The sequence below is a fragment of the Streptomyces sp. NPDC056987 genome, assembly GCF_042673865.1.
Classification (GTDB): Bacteria; Actinomycetota; Actinomycetes; order Streptomycetales; family Streptomycetaceae; genus Streptomyces.
On sequence record NZ_JBHURV010000074.1, the window covers coordinates 1 to 16,348 of the forward strand.

Genomic DNA, 16,348 nt, shown 5'->3' on the forward strand with positions numbered 1-16,348 from the left:
CGGCGGCCGGAGCCTGACGCCCCGCAGCACGTGCACACCGTACGGGTGCATGTGCCGCGGGGCGTCAGGCTCCGGCCGCCGTTGCTCCGTCGTCCGGCGGAGCCGCCGCCTCGGCGAGCCGCTTGATGGTGGCCAGCCGGGCGTCCCAGTCGGCCGCGACCCGGTCCATCCAGCGCGCGGTCACACTGAGCCGGTCGGGGCGTACCGCGTACCGCGCCTCGCGCCCCTCCCGGTGTCCGGTGACCAGACCGGCCCGGTCCAGGACGCCGAGATGCTTGACGATGGCCTGCCGGCTGACCGGCAGCTCCCCGGCCAGCACCGTCGCGGTCGCCTCGCCGTGCGCCGCCAGGGCGTCGAGTATCCGGCGCCGGGTCGGGTCCGCCAGCGCGGCGAGCACCTCCGCCACCGCGTCCTGACCGGTTCCGGCGGCGGTGCCGCCGCCGGAACCGGGCGCGGCCTGCCCGGGGTCCCCGCCGGCGGAGTCCGTCGTCATGCGCCGAGCCGCTCCGCGTAATCCCTGATGACGCCGACCATGTCCGTCCAGCCCCCCGTGTGGCTCTCCTTGGAGGCGGTGTCCCGCCGCTCCTCGGGGATCACGATAGCGGCGAAGCCGGTCTCCACCACCCGCAGCCGGGTCCCCTCGCCCTCGGACGTGAGCGTGAACTCCACGAGGGTGGAGTTCCCTTCGTCGGCCACCTCGCCGGGGTACGCGCTCGCCCAGCGGTACGAGAAGTGGCGCGGCGGATCGACCTTCACGATGACCGTACGGAACTCGCCGAACTTCCCGTGGTCCAGGAACATGATCCCGCCGGGGCGCAGATCGACGGGCGTCGGCTCACCCTGCCCGAACCACGAGCCGACGTGTTCCGGTTCGGTGAGGACCGCCCAGACGCGCTCCGGGGGCGCCGCGATGAAGACCTCGCGCTCGATGCGGTCGTCGGATGTGGACATGAGAAACCTCCCGGTGGAAGCAGCTCCGAGGAAACAGTTCTGACGTGCAACTCAAGAGTTGCACTCATCGGACTGTTGTGCAACCGGGAGGTTGCGCATTGGCGGGATGTGCTCGGCGGGAGCCGGACGCTCTCAGTGGCCGCGGGCCACGGCGAGGCCGAGCGTCACCAGCCCCAGGACCACCCACCCGAACCACAGCCAGCCGTTGCTGCCCAGCGCCGCCGTGTACCCCGTGACCACCACCAGCGCGCCGACGGTCACCACACCCATAGTCTTCGTGGATCCGGACATACGCGTCCTCCTCCAGGCCGGGGCCATGACGCCCATCGTCGCCCGGCGACCCGGGTTCGCGCTACCGCCCCCGGGCCTGGAGCGAGGCCAGGTAGGCGTTGTACTCCGCCAGCTCCTTGTCGCCGTCCCGGTCCGCGGCCCGGTCGGTGCGCCGGGCCTGCCGCTGCTCCGAGTGGTACCACTGGTAGACCAGTGCGACCAGGACCAGCACGGACGGGATCTCGCTGAACGCCCAGGCGATGCCGCCGGCCGCGTTCTGGTCGGCGAGGGCATCGATCCCGAGCGAGGCGGGCGGGTTCTCGTACGCCTTGACCATCGGCTCGCTCGCCATCATCAGCGCGATGCCGAAGAACGCGTGGAACGGCATCCCGGCGAACAGCTCCAGCATCCGCATCACATACCCGGGCCGGTGCGGCCCCGGGTCGATCCCCATGATCGGCCAGAAGAAGACCAGTCCGACGGCGAGGAAGTGCACCATCATCGCGATGTGCCCGGCCTTGGACTCCATCAGGAAGTCGAAGAGCGGGGTGAAGTAGAGCCCGTACAGGCTCGCGATGAAGAGCGGGATGGTGAAGGCCGGGTGCGTGACCACCCGTACGTACCGGCTGTGCAGCAGCGCCAGCAGCAGCTCGCGCGGCCCCTTCCGGCTGCTCCCGTCGCTGCCCCGGCCCGCGACCGGCAGGGCGCGCAGCGCCAGTGTCACCGGGGCGCCGAGCAGCAGCAGGATCGGCGAGACCATGCTGATCACCATGTGCTGGACCATGTGCACGCTGAACATGACCATGCCGTAGTCGTTCAGCCCGGTGCACATCACCAGCGCGATGGTCAGCACCCCGAGGACGAAGGCGACGGTCCGGCCCACCCCCCAGCCGTCGCCGCGCCGGCGCAGCCGGACGACGCCCCAGCCGTACAGGGCGAGCGCGACCAGGAAGCCGGTCAGGAAGAAGAGGTCGGGGGAGTACTCCAGCCCTCGTCCCAGCGTGAACGGCGGCAGATCCATGGTCATGCCGTGCCCGCTGTGATCCATCCGTGCGCTCCCGGTGCTTCCCGTGGCCGTGACCGCGGTGCCCGCCGTCCTCCGCCGCGCCCGCCGCCCACCGGCGGTGGTTCACGCGCCGGTCGTCCGCACCAGACTAGAACCGCCCCCGGCCGCGATCGCGACCGGGGGCGGTCCGTCCCGTACCGGAGGCCGGGGGAGGGGCCGGGGGCGGGTCAGAGCACGCACTCCGCCTCGGCGTACCGCTCCGGCGGCACCGTCTTGAGGGTCTCCACGGCCTCGCCCAGCGGGACCATCACGATGTCCGTGCCGCGCAGCGCCGTCAGCATGCCGAACTCGGAGCGGTGCGCCGCCTCGACCGCGTGCCAGCCGAACCGGGTCGCCAGCACCCGGTCGTACGCGGTGGGCGTGCCGCCGCGCTGGACGTGCCCGAGTATGACGGGCCTGGCCTCCTTGCCGAGGCGCTCCTCCAGCTCGATCGAGAGCTGCCGGGCGACGCCCGCGAACCGCTCGTGGCCGTACATGTCCTTGCCGCCGACCTCGAACTCCATCGAGCCCTCGCGCGGCTTCGCGCCCTCCGCGACCACGACGATCGCGAACCGCTTGCCCGCCGAGAACCGCTTGCCGACCACCTCGGTCAGCTCACCGATGTCGAAGGGCCGCTCGGGCACCACGATGGCGTGCGCGCCCGCCGCCATGCCGGAGTGCAGCGCGATCCAGCCGGTGTGCCGGCCCATGACCTCGACGATCAGCACGCGCTGGTGCGACTCGGCGGTCGTCTTGAGCCGGTCGAGCGCCTCGGTCGCGACCCCGACGGCCGTGTCGAAACCGAAGGTCACGTCGGTCGAGGCGATGTCGTTGTCGATGGTCTTCGGTACGCCGACGATCGGCAGACCGGCCTCAGAGAGCAGATGCGCGGCCTTGAGCGTGCCCTCACCGCCGATCGGGATGATCGCGTCGAGCCCGAGATCGGCGACATGGCCCCTGGCCCGCTCCACGCCGTCGCGCAGATGCGCGGGCTGGACACGGGACGAGCCGAGGATGGTGCCGCCGCGGGCCAGGATGCCGGCCACCGCGTCGAGGTCGAGCTTGCGGTAGTCGCACTCCAGGAGGCCCTTCCAGCCGTCGTGGAAGCCGATCACCTCGTCGCCGTGGTCGACGACGGCCCGGTGCACGACGGACCTGATCACGGCGTTGAGGCCGGGACAGTCGCCGCCTGACGTGAGCACACCAATTCGCATAGCCCGGATTACCTTTGCAACGTGGGCCGACGGCCGGACGCCCTTGTCAGGCCAGATCTTCGCCAGCCTACCGGCGGCCGCCGGGGGGACCGAAACCCCGCGTCCGCCTGCTGGACAGGCGGACGCGGGGCGAGGCCGGGCCCGGGGACCGCCGGGCGCGGTGGTGACCGACCGGGCCGCCGACCGGGGCGTCGGCCGGGCAGGCCGGGCCGCTGGTCAGGGCCGGGGCGCCGATCAGGCGGGCTGGGTCGCCGCGGCGACCCGCTCGGCGCGCAGCGCCTCGTACCACCGGTCGTCCGTCGGCGGCAGCGCGTTCACATCGAGGGCCAGCTTCAGCAGCAGGTCCGCGATCTGCGGGTTGCGCGCCATCACCGGGCCGTGCATGTACGTACCGAAGACGGTGTCGTTGTACGCGCCCTCCGTGCCGTCGCCCGTGCCGTTGCCCCGGCCGAGCTGGACCCGCGCGAACGGCCGGGCCGCCGGGCCGAGGTGGGTGATGCCCTGGTGGTTCTCGAAACCGGTGAGCTGCGGCAGGTTCAGCCGCGGGTCGATGTCCGCCAGTACGTCGCCGACGCACCGCGCGCCCTCGCCGCGGGTGGAGATCACGTCGAGCAGCCCGAGACCGGCCTCGCGCTCGCCCAGGTCGTTGATGAACTCGTGCCCGAGGATCTGGTAACCGGCGCAGACCGAGAACACGATGGCCCCGTTGGACACAGCCCGGCTGAGCCCGCCGTCGCGGCGCAGCCGCTCCGCCGCCAGCCGCTGGGGCCGGTCCTCGCCGCCGCCGATCAGATAGATGTCGCCGGAGGTCGGCACCGGCTGGTCGCTGCGTACGTCCACCCGTGTGACCCCGAGGCCGCGCTGGCGCGCCCGGCGCTCCACCACGAGAGCGTTGCCCTGGTCGCCGTAGGTGCTCAGCAGATCGGGGTAGATCCACACCAGCCGCAGGCTGTTGTCGCTCATTCTTCGTCCTTCCGGGTTCCGGGGAGTCATGTATCCCGACATGGCTTCAGTTGCCCACCCGTCTGCGCAGATCCTGGAACGACGTGTAATTGGCGATCGCCTCGATACGGCCGGGCGGTGCCATCCGCACGGCCTCGTCGGGCGTCTCGCAGACCCGGAAGTCCAGGCCCGCGACCTCCAGACGTACGGCGAGGTCCAGCTTGCGGTCCCCGATCACGAAGATCGGGTGGCCCGCCAGCCGGGTGTAGTCCACGTCCCACAGCCACGAGGTGTCCGTGCCGTCGGCGCCGCGCGCGTTGACGGCGAGGATGACCGGCGTGGGCGGCGGGTCGATGAGCGAGAACGTCTCCAGCCAGCCCGCCGGGTTCTTGGCGAGCAGCAGCCGCAGGTCGCGGCCGAGGAACGAGACCACGTCGTACCGGCCGGCGACCGCCTGCACCTGGTACATCCGCTCCAGCGCCACCTGCGGCGGCACCCCGAAGGTCGCCGCGACGGCCGCGGAGGTCGCCGCGTTCGCCTTGTTGGCGCGGCCCGGGAGCTGGAGGTGGATCGGCCAGGCGGAGCCGTGCGGGTCGAGGACGTGGTCGCCGTGGAGCGCCCAGCTCGGCGGCGGCCGGCGGAAGCCGCACTCGCCGCAGAACCAGTCGTCGCCGGGGCGCTGCATCACACCGCCGCAGGAGGGGCACGACCAGGCGTCGTCCTTCCACTCCTGCCCCGCCGCCACCCAGACCACGTTGGGCGAGGAGGAGGCGGCCCAGACGATCAGCGGGTCGTCCGCGTTGGCGATGACGACGGACTTCGTGCCGGCCAGGCCCTCCCGCCACTTCTCGGCGAGCATCCGGGTCTCCGCGGCGCGGTCGAGCTGGTCGCGGGAGAGGTTGAGCAGCGCGATGGCCTTGGGGGTGGTGTCCCTGGCCACGCCGGCGAGGTACTTCTCGTCGACCTCGATCACACCGAACCGGGCGTCCGAGCCGCCGGCGAGGGCCGAGGTGATACCGGCCGGCATGTTGGCGCCGAGCGCGTTCGACACCACGGGGCCGGCGGCCCGCAGGGCCTCGGCGATCAGCCGGGTGGTCGTGGTCTTCCCGTTGGTCGCCGACACGAGGATGACGTCGAGATGCTGCGCCAGCCGGCCCAGCAGATCCGGGTCGAGCCGGAGCGCCACCTTCCCGCCGATCACCGATCCGCTGCCGCGGCCTGCGGCGCGCGACACCGCCGCCGCGGCTTTGCCCGCCGTCACGGCCAGCTTGGCCCGCGGCGTCAGCGGGTCCGTGTTGCCTGACATCGCCTTGATCCTCCTTGCGTCGGTCCGTGGGCCAGCCTATCGAGATCAGGCCAGGGCCCCGAACCGCGGCACCGCGCAGATCGCGGGGTTCACCGTGGACCGTACCCTGACCGTCATGCGAAACCGTCCGATCCCCGGCAGTACCGGGCGAGTACGAGCCATGAGATTGCTCGGAGATCCCGTCCTGCACGCGCCCTGTGAACCCGTCACCGACTTCGGTCCCGCGCTCGGCGCGCTGGTCGAGGATCTGTTCGCGACGATGTACGCCGCCCGGGGGGTCGGGCTCGCCGCGAACCAGATCGGCGTTCCCCGGCGGGTGTTCGTGTACGACTGCCCGGACGACGAGGACGTCCGCCATCTCGGACACCTCGTCAATCCCCGGCTGGTCCAGGCGGACGACATCGTGCTGCGCGGGCCCGAGGGCTGTCTGTCCCTGCCGGGCATCGAGGCGGGGACGGAGCGGTACGACCACACCGTCGTGGAGGGCTTCACCCTGGACGGCGCGCCGGTCAGGGTGGAGGGCCGGGGATTCTTCGCCCGCTGCCTCCAGCACGAATGCGACCATCTGGAGGGCACCCTCTACTCCGACCGGCTCACCGGATGGCGGCGCTCCAGAACCCTCCGGGCGGCGCGCCGGGCGCCCTGGGCCACGGGCCGGCCGGCCGCGCCGTGACCCGGGGGGCCATGCCGTGACCCGGGGCGCCGGTCCTGTCCTGCCCGCCGTGCGGGCCGGTACGCCGCGGACCTACCGGACCGCCGTGCGGCCGAGTACGCCGCGGACGTACGCCCGTGCCGTACCGGCTCAGAAGCCGGGGCCGCCCGCGCGGTCGTCGACCTCCGCCAGCCTGCCCCAGAGCAGATCCGCCAGGCTGCGCACCAACTGCTCGCGCGGGCAGGGGCGTTCCCCGAGCCACCAGTCCCCGGCGCCGTGCATCATGCCGACGATGCCGTGGCCCCAGACCCGGGCGAGCTGCTCGCTGCCGGGGCCGAGGTCGACGCGGTCCTCTATGACCTTGGCCAGTTCCTCGCCGAGCCGACGCAGCAGCGGGGCCGAGTGGCGGCCGACGTCGAAGCCCTGCTCCGGGAGCTGGGTGTCCTCGGCCGGATGCATCAGGAACCGGTAGACCTGGGGTCTCGCCTCGATCGCGGCGAGATACGTGTCCAGCGTGGCCTCCACCCGCTCGCGCCGCCCGGCGGGCGCGTCCAGCGCGGCCCGCAACGCGTCGAGCAGGGCGTCCGTATGGCGCTTGGCCAGCGCCCGGTACAGTCCGCCCTTGTCGCCGAAGTGGCGGTAGAGGATCGGCTTGGTGATGCCGGCCTCCGCGGCGATGGCGTTCATGGAGGCTCCCGGGCCGTCCCTGAGCACCACCCGGTCGGCGGCCTCCAGGAGCTGCCGGCGCCGCTGCCGGGCCGAGCGCTGCTGCTCGGCCTGCTGTGTGCTCTCCATAGGTGTGTCTCCCCGCCCGTGCGATTGCGTGACGCCCGGGCAACGTAACACCCTGCCCGCCGTCAATGCTGATCAGAAGGTGGCCGGTTGACATCCCCTACTTATGAGTAACAGACTGCTGTTACCGCAAGTAACATTCTGGAACGACACCGTGGGTGACGTGGTGCTGGAGGGGAACATGACCGGGTTCACGCTCGATCTCAACGACGACCAGAGGCAGGTCCGTGACTGGCTGCACGGCTTCGCCGCCGATGTCATCCGCCCCGCCGCCGCCGAGTGGGACGAGCGTGAGGAGACCCCCTGGCCGGTCATCCAGGAGGCGGCCAAACTCGGCATCTACTCCCTGGACTTCTACGCCCAGCAGTTCTTCGACCCCACGGGGCTGGGGATCCCGCTGGTGATGGAGGAGCTCTTCTGGGGTGACGCGGGCATCGCGCTGTCCATCGTCGGTACGGGGCTGGCGGCCGTCGGTGTCCTCGCCAACGGCACCGAGGAACAGGTCGGCACCTGGATCCCGCAGATGTACGGCGACCCCGACGACGTGAAGCTCGCCGCCTTCTGCTCCTCGGAGCCCGACGCGGGCTCCGACGTCGGCGCCATGCGCACCCGCGCGGTGTACGACGAGGCCAAGGACGAGTGGGTGCTGAACGGCACCAAGACCTGGGCCACCAACGGCGGTATCGCCCACGTCCATGTCGTGGTCGCCGTCGTCGACGCCGGACTCGGCACGAAGGGGCACGCCTCCTTCATCGTCCCGCCGGGCACCCCGGGCCTCTCCCAGGGCCAGAAGTTCAAGAAGCACGGCATCCGCGCCTCCCACACCGCCGAGGTCGTCCTGGAGGACGTACGGGTCCCCGGGCACTGCCTGCTCGGCGGGAAGGAGAAGCTGGACGAGCGCCTCGCGCGGGCGCGTGAGCGGGCCGCGGCGGCCGCCGCGGGCGGCAGCGGCAAGGACGACAGCGAACGCGTGAAGAACGCCGCCATGGCGACCTTCGAGGCGTCCCGCCCGGCCGTCGGCGCGATGGCGGTGGGCACGGCGCGCGCCGCGTACGAGGTCGCGCTCGACTACGCGAAGACCCGCAGTCAGTTCGGCCGCCCGATCATCGACAACCAGGGCATCGCCTTCCAGCTGGCCGACATGCGCACCCGTATCGACGCCGCCCGGCTGCTGGTCTGGCGCGCGTCCTGGATGGCCACCACGGGCAAGCCGTTCACCGCGGCCGAGGGCTCGATGTCCAAGCTGTACGCGAGCGAGACGGCGAAGCAGGTCACCGCGCAGGCGGTGCAGATCCTCGGCGGCAACGGCTTCACCCGGGAGTACCCGGTGGAGCGGATGCACCGGGACGCGGCGATCTACACCATTTTCGAGGGCACGAGCGAGATTCAGCGGCTGGTCATCGCCCGCACCCTGTCGGGGATGCCCATCCGGTAGTTCCGGGGTGCCGGGTCCTCGGATGCCGGGTCCTCGGGTGCCGGGGACTAGCCGGACGGGCATCCCGTCGAGGACCCGGCCGACGGGGTGTCAGGCGGGGAGCTGGGCCTCGATGGCCGCGACGACCTCGGGGTCCTCCGGCTCCGTGCGCGGCCGGATCCGGGCGACGACCTCACCCTTCGGGGAGATCAGGAACTTCTCGAAGTTCCACTGGACGTCCCCCGCCTCGCCCGCGGCGTCGGCCGTCTTCGTCAGCTCCGCGTAGAGCGGGTGCCGGGTCTCCCCGTTCACATCCGTCTTCGCGAGCAGCGGGAAGCTGACGCCGTACGTCGTCGAGCAGAACGTCCGGATCTCGTCCGCGGTGCCGGGCTCCTGCCCCATGAACTGGTTGCAGGGCACGCCGAGAACGGTGAAGCCGCGCTCCCCGTAACTCTGCTGGAGCCGCTCCAGGCCGGCGTACTGCGGGGTGAGGCCGCACTTGGACGCCACGTTCACCAGCAGGACGGCCCGGCCCTCGTAGGCGGCCAGGGAGGTCGGTTCGCCGGTCAGGGTCGTCAGGGGGATGTCGTACAGCGTCATCGGGATCTCCTCGCTCGACTGTGGTCCGCCCTCATTGTGGACCCGTGACCGTGGCGCCCCGCGGCCGGGCTGGTAGAGGTGGTCCGTGGACGAAACACCGCTCGACCCCCCGCCGCCCGCCGCCGACGGCCGGCTCCCCGGCTCCGTGCCGGACGCGGCCGGCCCCCGGCCCGTCCGGTGCCGTATGTGCGGCAGACCGCTCACCGGCACGGCCTCGCGCCGCACCGGTCTCGGCCCCGCCTGCGACGCCAAACTCCACCCGCCCGCGCCGGAGATCAGAACCCGGCGCCGCGAGGCCGAACAGGACCCGCTGCCCGGTATCTGACGCCACCGGCGGCCCCGGGGGCCTGATGCGGTCTATGCGGTCCCCTCCGCCTCCTCCGTCTCGTCGGCCAGCAGCCGGGCGATGCCCCGGGCGCTGAAGATGTCCTGCGTGGCGAGGGCGATGCCGCCGTGAAGGCCGGAGCCGGGGCCGAGCCGGCTGGTGGTGATGGTCAGTTTGCGGGTGGCGAGGGGCAGGGCCCGCTGGTAGACCACGGCCCGTACGGCGGAGAGCAGATCGTCGCGCAGCTCGCTCAGCGGTCCGGCCAGGACCAGGGTGCGCGGGTTGAACATGTGGACCAGCATCGCCACCACCTCACCGATCTCGGTGGCGGCCTGCCGTACGGCGTGCAGCGCGGGCGGATCCCCTTTGGCGACGCGCTGCGCGAGGACCCGGGCGCCGTGCAGCGGGTCGTCGTCGGTCGACTCGGGGATGCCGAGCGTGCGCAGGATGGCCCGGTGGGAGGCGATCGCCCCGACGCAGCCGACGTTGCCGCAGGCGCACAGCACGTTGTCCGCGCCGACGGCCCGGATGTGGCCGATGTCGCCGGCGGCTCCGTCGGCGCCCCGGTACACGTCGCCGCCCGCCGTGATGAGACCGGCCCCGATCCCGCTGGAGATCTTGACGCAGAGCAGGGGAGTGCCCGACGAACCCTGCGCCGCTTCGCCGAGGGCCATCAGGTTGACGTCGTTGTCGACCACCACGGGCGCGTGGAAACGCTCCCGCAGATGGTCGCTCACCGAGTGGCCGTCCCAGCCGGGCATGCCCGTCGGCTGCACCGCGCAGCCCTGCTCGAAGTCGACGGGACCCGGGAGGCCGACCACCACCGAGCGCACCCGGCGGGGATCGCGCCGGTGCTTCTCCAGCAGGGTCAGCAGCCGCTCGCTCACCGCGTCCAGCACGGCCCGGGGCCCGGCGTCGATCCGGATGTCCACGGTGTCCTGCGCGATCAGCCGCCGCGACAGGTCGGCGATGGCCACCTGCGACGCGCCGGTGTCGATGTCCGCGACGGCGATGGTCCCGGCCCGCGGGCTGATCGTCAGCACCCGGGGCGGACGCCCGCGCACCGACTGCCGGGACTCCAGCTCCTGCAGGATGCCGCGCCCGACGAGATGATCGACCTGCTGTCCCACCGTCGACCGGGCCAGGCCGCTGCGGCGGGCGATCTCCGCGCGGTTGGTCGCCTCCCGGGAGACGACGAGGCCCAGCACCCGGTGGAGCGCGGCGGGCACCGGCGTCGGTGGGGTCGGCTCAGCTGTGTTGCCCTCGCCTTTATGCATTCGAGTGACCTTAATGTTGCCAACTTGTGTCCGTCAATGAATCCTTTCCCCGGGCGGAACGTAAGCGATGTTACGGCGACATACCGTCCGTTCAATGCCTTCTTTTAGGCCTTTAAGAAAATTAAAAATCCTCTCTTGTGCGCGATGCGCGAACTAAACGATGGTGATGCGCAACGCGGCGTTCAGGCCGCGGTCGGTCGCCGTACGACGGCCCGCTGATCACACCGCCCGACACCCCGCACGGGCGCGCACACCGGTCCGTACCGGATCCGTACCGCTGCCCGTCGGTGACCTGGCAGGGCACCGCCAACGCACAAGAGATCGCAGGAGATTCATGGGCCAGGAACACACGCGGCACCGCATCGGGATTCTGGGCGCGGGCAACATATCGGGCCGGTACGTCGAGGGCCTGCGCACCTTCCCGGAGCTGGACGTGGTCCGCATCGCCGATGTCGACACGGCCCGCGCCGAGCGCGCCGCGGCCGACCACGCCATCCCGGCGTGGGGGAACGACACCGAACTCCTCGACGACGACCGTGTCGAGATCGTCGTCAACATCACCCCTCCGCGCTTCCACGCGGAGACCGTCATCGCCGCACTGCGGGCCGGCAAGCACGTCTATGTGGAGAAGCCGCTGGCCGCGACCGTCGAGGAGGCCAGGGAAGTCCTCGAAACCGCCGCGGACAGCGGGCGGTTGCTCGGCTCGGCCCCCGACACCTTCCTCGGCAGCGCCGTGCAGACCGCGCGCCACGCCCTCGACACCGGGCTGATCGGCGAGCCCGTCGGCGCCACCGCCTTCGTACGCTCCAGCCGCGTCGAGACCTGGCACCCCGACCCGCGCTCCTTCTACGGTCCGGGTGGCGGGCCCGTGATGGACATGGGGCCCTACTATCTGGCCGCCCTCGTCAACTGCCTCGGTCCGGTACGTCAGTTGTCCGCCGCGACCCGGGTCGGCGCACGGACCCGCCGGGTCACCAGCCCCGACCGCGTGGTCGACGAGGTCACCGTCGAGGTGCCCACCCACGCCTCCGCGTCGCTGACCTTCGCCTCCGGTGCCATCGCCACGGTCCTGATGAGCTTCGACGTCTGGGACACCGAGCTGCCGCGCATCGAGATCTACGGCACCGAGGGCACTCTCGCGCTGCCCAATCCCAACTTCTTCGACGGCGACGTACGCGTCAAGCGCCACGGGGACACCGAGTGGGAGGTGCTGACACCGGTCACCGAGCTGTTCGGCGCCGTCGGCACCGCCGAGCAGCACCGCCGCGGGCTCGGGGTGCGGGACCTCGCCCGCGCGCTCGGCGGTGAGCCGCACCGGGCCAACCCCGCCTTCGCCTTCCACACGCTCGAAGTGCTCGCCGGGTTCGAGGTCTCCCAGCAGGAGGATCGTTTCTTCGTCCCGACGAGCACCTGCCCGCGTCCCGCGCCGCGCACCGCCCTCTGACTTCTGGCCACTGACCTCTGAGCGGCGCACCGCCCACCGAAAGGACCACGGAACATGAAGATCAGGCAGGACCGCCTCGCCATCAACCCCCTGCAATGGGTGGCGAGCGCCGAGGGCTGGATCGACCCCGCCCTCGCCCCGCCGCTCGACCGGCAGCTGTCCGTCATCCGCGACGCGGGCATCACGGCGCTGCACAGCGCCGTCCCCGGCGACATGACGCCCGAGGCGTACGCCGCCCGCCTCGCCGACCACGGCATCGCCCCCGCGCCGGGCTACATCCCGGTCCGGCTCACCGAGGACGCCGCCGCGCGGCAGACGTACCGCGACGCCGCTGCCCGGGTCGCCGAGCAGCACGCGGCCCTCGGCGTCCCTGTCGTCTTCCTCGCCATGGGCATGGCCAAGGACGCGGAGCGCGTGGCGCGTCCCGCGGTCGGCCACGCCGCGCGGCGGGACCGGCTGGAGGAGGTGCGCGACCTCCTCGCCGAGATCGCCGGGATCATCCGGGCAGAGGGCATCACCCCCGCCTTCCACCCGCACGTGGGCACCTGGGCCGAGACCGAGGAGGAGACCCGCTTCATCCTCGACACGGTCGACGCCTCGCTCCTCGCCTTCGGGCCGGACATGGGCCATCTCGCCTGGGCGGGCGCCGACGCGGCCGGGCTCGTACGCGACTACGCCGACCGCGTGGCGAGCGTCCACATCAAGGATCTCGACCTCGGCCTCGCGGCCCGGGCCAGGGAGGAGGCCTGGGACTACCGCACGACCGTACGGGCCGGCCTGTGGTCCGAACCGGGGCACGGGAACGCCGACATCGACGGCTTCGTCGACGCTCTCCCCGACGGCTTCGACGGCTGGCTGATCATCGAGGTCGACCGCGGGGCCCGGGACACTCCCGAGGACAGTGTGCGACTCTGCGGCGAGTGGGCCGCCGCGTACGTGTGATGACCACTGCGTACGTGTGACGGGCGCCGGGTGCGTGTGACGACCGACGCGCACCGGGCGTGGTGGACCCGGCCGTGCACGGCCGGGAGCGGGTGACCGGGGGGAAACGAGGAGACTGTGGACATGAGACAGGTGGAGAAACCATGCGCAAGACAGTGGCGTTCATCGGCGCCGGACTGCTGACCGTCGCCGCGACTGCCTGCTCCGGCGGCACTCCGGCCGGCGGTGGCGGCGACAGCACACTGACCCTGGCCCAGTCGGTCACGGCCACACCGTGGGATCTGGCGAAGGCCAGCATGGGCCCCGAGGCCCAGTACTACCAGCCGGTCTACGACACGCTGATCAGGGTCGACACCAAGGGCGAGCCGACCCCGAACCTGGCCGCGTCCTGGTCGTACGACAAGGCCCAGACCACCCTCACACTGAAGCTCCGCGACGGTGTGACCTTCACCGACGGCACCCCGCTCGACGCGGACGCCGTGCGCGCGAACCTGCTGCACACCAAGAGCGGCACCGCCAGCGCCGCCGGCGAGATCCAGGACATCACCGGCGTCGACGTCGTGGACGCCCACACCGTCGCCGTGAAGCTGAGCCACCCGACACCGGCCCTGCTGCCCGCGCTGGGCCAGGTGCCCGGCATGATGGCCAGTCCCGCGTCGCTCAAGGACCCGAAGACCCCGATCGGGTCCGGCCCGTACAAGCTGGACACCGCGGCCACCACCGCCGGCCAGACGTACACCTACACCCGCAACGCGGACTACTGGAACGCGAAGGCGTTCCCCTACGACCGTGTCGTCATCAAGTACCTCGCCGACCCGACCGCCCGCACCAACGCGCTGATGTCCGGGCAGCTCGACGGCGCGACCCTCAACCTCAACCGGGTCAAGACCGTCGAGGGCCGCGGCCTGAAGGTCAGCACCTACCAGGCCGGCGACGTCGAGGGCCTGTACATCTGGGACCGCGCCGGAAAGAAGGTGCCCGCGCTCGGCAAGGTGAAGGTCCGGCAGGCGCTCAACCACGCCTTCGACCGGCCGGCCATCATCAAGGCGGCCAAGACCGGCCTCGGCAGGCCCACCGCACAACTGCTCGCCCCGGGGGAGGAGGGCCACGACGCCGCGCTCGACGCGAAGTACTCCTACGACCCGGCGAAGGCCAGGAAGCTGCTGGCCGAGGCCGGTTACCCGAACGGCTTCGCGGTCACGCTGCCGGACTTCTCCGCGGCCTTCCCGCAGGAGCAGGCCGCCCTCACCCAGTCCCTCAAGGACATCGGCGTCAAGGTCACTCTCGACACCCTGCCCAGCGACCAGATCTTCAGCAGCATGCTCGCCGGCAAGTACGCGATGTCGTACTTCAAGCTCGGCGCGCCGACCGCCTGGGACAAGGTGCAGCTGCAGCTCACCGAGAAGTCGACCTGGAACCCGCTGAAGTACACCGACGCGCACTCCGCCGACCTCGTCGAGCGCATCGGTGACGCGACCGGGGCCGAGCGGACCGCGCTGATGAAGGAACTCAACACCTACGTGGTCGACCAGGCCTGGAACGCCCCCTGGGACGTCATCGCCTACGCCTACGCGACGGCCCCCGACGTCCGTGTGACGCCGCAGCCCGGCACCCAGTTCCCGCCGATCCAGAACTTCGCACCGGTGGCGAAGTAACCACCGCCCCTCCCCTGCACGGAAGGAGGAACTGACCGTGTTTGCCTTCCTGTTCCGGCGCCTCGCCGCCGGCGCCGTCCTGGTGGTCGTCGTGGCCACCGCGACCTTCCTGATGCTGAGTCTCACCGGCACCGACGTCGTACGCAATGTCCTCGGTGAGACCGCATCGCGCTCCGCCGTGGCCGCCAAGACCCATGAACTCGGCCTGGACCAGCCCCTCGTGGACCGGTACGGGCACTGGATCGGCCAGGCCGTCCAGGGAGACCTCGGCAGTTCGTGGTTCACCGGCGACCCGGTGAACCAGTCCCTGACGGACACCCTGCCGGTCACCCTCTCCGTCGTTCTCGCCGGCCTGCTCGTCGCCATGGTGCTCAGCGTCGCGCTGGGCACCGCGGCGGCGCTGCGCGGCGGCTGGGTCGACCGTGGCGTGCAGTTCGCCGCGGTGCTCGGCACCGCCGTGCCCAGCTTCCTGATCGCCCTCGTCCTCGCGGTCACCCTGGCCGTCCGGCTCGGCTGGCTGCCGGCCACCGGATACGTGGACCTCGGCACCTCCGGCACCGGCTGGCTCCGCTCGATCGTGCTGCCCGCCGTCTCCCTGGCGGTCGGTGCGACCGCGGCCACCGCCCTCCAGGTGCGCGGCGCCCTGATCGACGTCCTGCGTGCCGACTTCGTCCGTACCCTGCGCAGCCGGGGCCTGCCCACCCGCAGCATCGTGTACAAGCACGCGCTGCGCAACGCGGCCCCGCCCGCCCTGACGGTGCTCGCCCTGCAGTTCATCGGCCTGATCAGCGGCGCCGTCGTCGTGGAGAAGGTGTTCGGACTGCCCGGTATCGGCACCCTCGCCAACTCGGCCGCCGTACGCGGCGACGCCCCCGTGCTGCTCGGCACGGTGGTGGTCGCCGTCGTCATCGTCGTCGCGGTCAACCTCCTGCTGGACATCGCGTACGGCTGGCTCAACCCGAAGGTGCGTGTCTCATGACCGGGACCCCCACGGCCGGTGCCACGGCCGAGGCCTCGGAGGGCCCCGTGGCCGCCGGCCGGGACCGCCTGCTGCGCAGGACCCTGCGCGACCCCGTGGCCGTCGTCTGCCTGGTGATCCTCGGCCTGGTCGTCGCCGCGAGCCTGGCGGCGCCCCTGCTCACCCCGTACTCGCCCGACCACAGCACCATGGCCGACACACTCGCCCCCCTGTCGGGCGCGCATCCGCTCGGCGGCGACGGCGTCGGCCGGGACGTCCTCGCCCGGCTGCTGTACGGCGGCCGCACCAGCCTGCTCGGCGGTACGCTCGCCGCACTCGTCGCCTTCGCGGTAGGCGGGCCGCTCGGCCTGGTCAGCGGCTTCTACCGGGGCTGGTTCGACGCGGTGGCCGGCTGGGCCGTCAACGTCGTCATGGCGGTGCCCGCGATCATCGTGATGCTCGTCGTGATGGCGGCCGTCTCCCAGGACCTCAACGTCGCGATGACCGTCCTCGGTGTGATCATGGCGCCGATGGTCTTCCGCCTCATCCGGGCGTCGGTGG

18 protein-coding genes are annotated in these 16,348 nt (G+C 71.8%); 8 read left to right on the top strand and 10 right to left on the bottom strand.

The window, feature by feature from the left end; genetic code table 11:
- Window positions 1–64: 64 nt before the first annotated feature.
- The 7 genes from ACFTZC_RS41360 to ACFTZC_RS41390 all read right to left on the bottom strand — a co-directional run bounded on the left by ACFTZC_RS41360 (window position 65) and on the right by ACFTZC_RS41390 (window position 5,728).
- A complete protein-coding gene (locus ACFTZC_RS41360; protein ID WP_382899250.1) occupies window positions 65–406 on the bottom strand; it encodes an ArsR/SmtB family transcription factor in 342 nt (113 codons plus the stop codon).
- A gap of 83 nt (window positions 407–489) precedes the next feature.
- Window positions 490–951 carry an SRPBCC family protein gene (locus tag ACFTZC_RS41365; RefSeq protein ID WP_382899223.1) on the bottom strand — a complete coding sequence of 154 codons (462 nt, stop codon included), beginning with the start codon at window positions 949–951 and terminating at the stop codon, window positions 490–492.
- Between the two features lie 132 nt (window positions 952–1,083).
- Window positions 1,084–1,242, bottom strand: coding sequence for a hypothetical protein (locus tag ACFTZC_RS41370; protein WP_365819194.1), 159 nt, complete (start codon window positions 1,240–1,242; stop codon window positions 1,084–1,086).
- Between the two features lie 61 nt (window positions 1,243–1,303).
- Window positions 1,304–2,269: a cytochrome c oxidase assembly protein gene (locus ACFTZC_RS41375; protein ID WP_382899225.1), complete on the bottom strand. Its 966-nt coding sequence runs from the start codon at window positions 2,267–2,269 to the stop codon at window positions 1,304–1,306.
- 185 nt (window positions 2,270–2,454) lie between these two features.
- Entirely contained in the window at window positions 2,455–3,480 is a 1,026-nt protein-coding gene (locus ACFTZC_RS41380; protein ID WP_382899227.1) for a 6-phosphofructokinase, read from the bottom strand.
- Window positions 3,481–3,714: 234 nt separating this feature from the next.
- Entirely contained in the window at window positions 3,715–4,443 is a 729-nt protein-coding gene (locus tag ACFTZC_RS41385; RefSeq protein ID WP_382899229.1) for a type 1 glutamine amidotransferase, read from the bottom strand.
- Between the two features lie 46 nt (window positions 4,444–4,489).
- On the bottom strand, window positions 4,490–5,728 hold the full coding sequence (locus tag ACFTZC_RS41390) for a MurT ligase domain-containing protein (RefSeq protein WP_365819202.1): 1,239 nt from the start codon (window positions 5,726–5,728) through the stop codon (window positions 4,490–4,492).
- A 115-nt stretch (window positions 5,729–5,843) separates the two neighbouring features.
- Between ACFTZC_RS41390 and def the strand changes: the two genes are divergently transcribed.
- Complete coding sequence (def, locus tag ACFTZC_RS41395; RefSeq protein WP_382899231.1) at window positions 5,844–6,401, top strand: peptide deformylase; 558 nt, start codon at window positions 5,844–5,846, stop codon at window positions 6,399–6,401.
- 129 nt (window positions 6,402–6,530) lie between these two features.
- Here def and ACFTZC_RS41400 read toward each other — a convergent pair whose 3' ends face one another.
- Complete coding sequence (locus ACFTZC_RS41400; RefSeq protein WP_382899233.1) at window positions 6,531–7,175, bottom strand: TetR family transcriptional regulator; 645 nt, start codon at window positions 7,173–7,175, stop codon at window positions 6,531–6,533.
- A 178-nt stretch (window positions 7,176–7,353) separates the two neighbouring features.
- Between ACFTZC_RS41400 and ACFTZC_RS41405 the strand changes: the two genes are divergently transcribed.
- Complete coding sequence (locus ACFTZC_RS41405; RefSeq protein WP_382899252.1) at window positions 7,354–8,607, top strand: acyl-CoA dehydrogenase family protein; 1,254 nt, start codon at window positions 7,354–7,356, stop codon at window positions 8,605–8,607.
- Between the two features lie 90 nt (window positions 8,608–8,697).
- On the opposite strand, the gene ACFTZC_RS41410 is transcribed toward ACFTZC_RS41405, so the two are convergent.
- Window positions 8,698–9,186 carry a glutathione peroxidase gene (locus ACFTZC_RS41410; protein WP_382899235.1) on the bottom strand — a complete coding sequence of 163 codons (489 nt, stop codon included), beginning with the start codon at window positions 9,184–9,186 and terminating at the stop codon, window positions 8,698–8,700.
- Window positions 9,187–9,271: 85 nt separating this feature from the next.
- Between ACFTZC_RS41410 and ACFTZC_RS41415 the strand changes: the two genes are divergently transcribed.
- The gene (locus tag ACFTZC_RS41415; protein WP_382899237.1) at window positions 9,272–9,511 is read left to right on the top strand and encodes a DUF6011 domain-containing protein; all 240 of its coding nucleotides are present in this window, start codon (window positions 9,272–9,274) and stop codon (window positions 9,509–9,511) included.
- Window positions 9,512–9,543: 32 nt separating this feature from the next.
- Here the strand turns inward: ACFTZC_RS41415 and ACFTZC_RS41420 are convergent, their stop codons facing one another.
- Window positions 9,544–10,788 carry an ROK family protein gene (locus ACFTZC_RS41420; RefSeq protein WP_382899238.1) on the bottom strand — a complete coding sequence of 415 codons (1,245 nt, stop codon included), beginning with the start codon at window positions 10,786–10,788 and terminating at the stop codon, window positions 9,544–9,546.
- A gap of 334 nt (window positions 10,789–11,122) precedes the next feature.
- Between ACFTZC_RS41420 and ACFTZC_RS41425 the strand changes: the two genes are divergently transcribed.
- The 5 genes from ACFTZC_RS41425 to ACFTZC_RS41445 form a co-directional block, all read left to right on the top strand.
- Window positions 11,123–12,232 carry a Gfo/Idh/MocA family protein gene (locus tag ACFTZC_RS41425; protein WP_382899240.1) on the top strand — a complete coding sequence of 370 codons (1,110 nt, stop codon included), beginning with the start codon at window positions 11,123–11,125 and terminating at the stop codon, window positions 12,230–12,232.
- A 54-nt stretch (window positions 12,233–12,286) separates the two neighbouring features.
- Window positions 12,287–13,174: a sugar phosphate isomerase/epimerase family protein gene (locus ACFTZC_RS41430; RefSeq protein ID WP_382899242.1), complete on the top strand. Its 888-nt coding sequence runs from the start codon at window positions 12,287–12,289 to the stop codon at window positions 13,172–13,174.
- 143 nt (window positions 13,175–13,317) lie between these two features.
- Complete coding sequence (locus ACFTZC_RS41435; RefSeq protein ID WP_382899244.1) at window positions 13,318–14,829, top strand: ABC transporter substrate-binding protein; 1,512 nt, start codon at window positions 13,318–13,320, stop codon at window positions 14,827–14,829.
- 37 nt (window positions 14,830–14,866) lie between these two features.
- Window positions 14,867–15,808 (top strand): ABC transporter permease, encoded by a 942-nt coding sequence (locus tag ACFTZC_RS41440; protein ID WP_382899246.1) that lies wholly within the window; start codon window positions 14,867–14,869, stop codon window positions 15,806–15,808.
- The coding region (locus tag ACFTZC_RS41445; RefSeq protein ID WP_382899248.1) for an ABC transporter permease at window positions 15,805–16,348 on the top strand (544 nt) is incomplete at its 3' end. The genes ACFTZC_RS41440 and ACFTZC_RS41445, both read left to right, overlap by 4 nt.